Source organism: Streptomyces phytophilus (assembly GCF_013870535.1).
Taxonomy (GTDB): domain Bacteria; phylum Actinomycetota; class Actinomycetes; order Streptomycetales; family Streptomycetaceae; genus Streptomyces; species Streptomyces phytophilus.
This window is the reverse complement of the sequence record NZ_JACBXC010001103.1, coordinates 1-2050: the sequence shown is the minus strand read 5'-3', so window position 1 is coordinate 2050 and position 2050 is coordinate 1. Positions and strand designations below refer to the sequence as shown.

General features: G+C 72.8%; 2 protein-coding genes. Both read right to left on the bottom strand.

The window, feature by feature from the left end:
• Positions 1–985: AAA family ATPase (locus tag H5J30_RS29545; protein WP_181790389.1), on the bottom strand; the 985-nt coding region annotated here is incomplete at its 3' end.
• A 146-nt stretch (positions 986–1131) separates the two neighbouring features.
• Positions 1132–1689 carry a beta-class carbonic anhydrase gene (locus H5J30_RS29540; RefSeq protein ID WP_181790387.1) on the bottom strand — a complete coding sequence of 186 codons (558 nt, stop codon included), beginning with the start codon at positions 1687–1689 and terminating at the stop codon, positions 1132–1134.
• Between the last annotated feature and the right edge of the window lie 361 nt (positions 1690–2050).

Sequence of the window (2050 nt, the reverse complement as noted above, 5' to 3'; positions counted from 1 at the left end):
TCTGCGGCGGCCGCTGCATGTCGGCGGCGGGCACCGGCACCTGCTGGAGGATCTCGGCGACGATCTGCTCGGCCGTCCGCCGGTTGAGCTGGGCCTGGGCCGTGGGCAGCAGCCGGTGCGCGAGCACGTGCACGGCCAGCGCCTGCACGTCGTCGGGCAGCGTGAACTCCCGCCCGGCCAGCGCCGCGGCGGCCTTCGCCGCCCGCAGCAGGTGCAGCGTGGCCCGCGGCGAGGCGCCGAGCCGCAGCTCCTGGTGCTGCCGGGTGGAGGTCACCAGGTCGACCGCGTAGCGCCGGACGGAGTCCGCGACGTGCACCGTGCGCACCGCGTCGATCAGCTTGACGATGTCGTGGGCGTGCGCGACCGGCTGCAGGTCGCCCAGCGGGGAGACCCCGCCGTGCACGTCCAGCATCTCCAGCTCCGCCTCGGGGCTGGGGTAGCCGATGGACAGCCGGGCCATGAAGCGGTCGCGCTGGGCCTCGGGCAGCGGGTACGTGCCCTCCATCTCGATGGGGTTCTGGGTGGCGACCACCATGAACGGGGCGGGCAGCTCGTACGTCTGCGTGTCGATGGTGACCTGCCGCTCCTCCATCGACTCCAGCAGCGCCGACTGGGTCTTGGGGGAGGCCCGGTTGATCTCGTCGCCGATGACGATCTGGGCGAAGATCGCGCCGGGCTTGAACTCGAAGTCCCGGCTCTGCTGGTCGTAGACGCTCACGCCGGTGATGTCGGAGGGCAGCAGGTCAGGGGTGAACTGGATGCGGCGCACGGAGCAGTCGATCGACTTCGCCAGCGCCTTGGCGAGCATGGTCTTCCCGACGCCCGGCACGTCCTCGATCAAGAGGTGGCCCTCGGCGAGCAGGACGGTCAGCGACAGCCTGACCGCCTCGGGCTTGCCCTCGATCACGCTCTCCACCGACCGCCGGACATCGTCCGCGGTTCGTGTCAGATCGCTGAGGCTCGCTCGCTCGTCATACGTCGTCACCGGCCCTCCTCGGCCCGTCGCACGGGCCGTGCGCCCGCGGTCGCGGTCCGGCCCTCCCCGATACCGTGGTGCCCCGCGCGCGCCGGCGCGGCCGTCGCGGAACGGAGCCACCACACCCGCATTCTTGCTGCCGAATGCCGGTTTCGTCAGTCGCCCGCCGTGATTTGCTCCGCGGACACCTCGCGGAGCAGTCCCGTGCGGACGTCGAACACGAAGCCTCGCACGTCGTCGGTGTGGAGGAGGAACGGGGAGGTCTCCACCCGGCGGATGGACTGGCGCACGTCCTGGTCCAGGTCGCGGAACGACTCGACCGACCAGGCCGGCCGCTGCCCGACCTCGGCCTCCAGCTCGAAGCGGAACTCCTCGGTGATGCGCAGCAGGCCGCAGTCCGTGTGGTGGATCAGCACCACGCTGCGGGTGCCCAGAGCCCGCTGGCTGATGGTCAGGGAGCGGATGGTGTCGTCGGTGACCACGCCGCCGGCGTTGCGGATCGTGTGGCAGTCGCCCAGCTCCAGGCCGAGCGCGGCGTGCAGGTCCAGGCGCGCGTCCATGCAGGCCACCACCGCCACCCGCAGCACGGGCTTGGCGTCCATGCCGGGGTCGGCGAAGCCGCCCGCGTATCCGAGGTTGGCGGCCACGAGCCGGTCGGTGACGGTGGGGGCGAGGGTGTTCTCGCCGGACGACGTGCTCTCAGCGGGCGTCATGCCTACGACGGTATCCGGGCCGGGGCCCCGCTGCCCGGTCCGGGTGAGGTACCCCACAGGGAGCAATACGCGCGGCACGGGCCCGCCGGCGGGACGGGGCGCGCCTTCGGTCCTTGACCGACCGGGGGGTGCAGTGGGCTAAAGTGACGCGAAGTGGGAGCCGTGGCGCCCCCTTTCATGCGGTTCGCCCGTCGCACGCGCGGCCGGCGGCCCGCTCCGGGCCCGGCCGGCGCCGCCGCGCAGGGCGGCAGCGGCCGCTCCCCTTCGGCGAACGGGCGGGACAGGAGGCGGCACCGTGAACGACGCACGCGCCGCTGTCCACGTCCCCGTCATGCTCCGCCGCACCACCGAGCTGCTGGCT

What these genes read in the sequence shown, in the direction of transcription:
- H5J30_RS29540 (WP_181790387.1), bottom strand. Translation starts at nt 1,689, where the DNA reads ATGACGCCCGCTGAGAGCACGTCGTCCGGCGAGAACACCCTCGCCCCC.